The sequence below is a fragment of the Streptomyces capoamus genome (assembly GCF_014654935.1).
GTDB classification, from domain to species: Bacteria; Actinomycetota; Actinomycetes; order Streptomycetales; family Streptomycetaceae; genus Streptomyces; species Streptomyces capoamus.
Window position 1 is genome coordinate 236,375 of record NZ_BNBF01000011.1, and the last position, 685, is coordinate 237,059.

General features: G+C 73.6%; 1 protein-coding gene. It reads left to right on the top strand.

The annotated features are described in order from the left end of the window. A partial coding sequence (locus tag IE312_RS19605; protein ID WP_229900152.1) for a DUF6227 family protein occupies positions 1-685 on the top strand: 685 nt, incomplete at both ends.

Below are 685 nucleotides of genomic sequence, written 5' to 3' on the forward strand. Positions count from 1 at the left end.
CGAGTCTCCTGAGGAGCATCTCGCGCGACTCCTCGGCCGTGCCCTGAACTCGTTCGAGCTGCCCGACGACGTGATAAGGCGCCTCGACTGCGCGCTGGCGCACGACAGCTCGCTGCACTCCGCGTACCACAGCGCGGGGCTGCACCGGGAGACGTACCGGCACACGTGGCTCCTCGCCGACGGCTCGGCGGTCACGCTGTGGGAGCTGGTGCACAACCCGACGCCCGGCAGTGCCCCCGAGCACGAGGTGTACGTCGACGAGGAGGAGCTGCAGACGGCCACGGCCCGGCTCGGGATGCCGCCGCAGACGCACGACTTCGAGCTGCCCTCGCTGATGCGGCTGTGGGCGATCCCCGAGCCCCGGCACATGTACGCCGGCGACGACTCGGCGGACCACGCGCGCCGACTGCTGCGCCGCGCGGAGAACCCCGACCGGCCCGGCCCCCGGACGGCGGCGCTGCTCGCGACGGCGACCGCGCACGAGATCACCCAGGCGTTCGGCCGCCCCGGGCGCGCCGGCCGGACGGGGCTGAGCTACGCGCTGTACGAGCACGCCTTCCTGCTGCCGGACGGCACCGAGCTGTCCCTGTGGGAGGTCGAGCACACGGCGACGCCGGACGGGCGGCACATGTGCGAGGTCTACATGTCGGAGGAAGCGGCCCGCGAGGCGATGGAACGCCGCGCG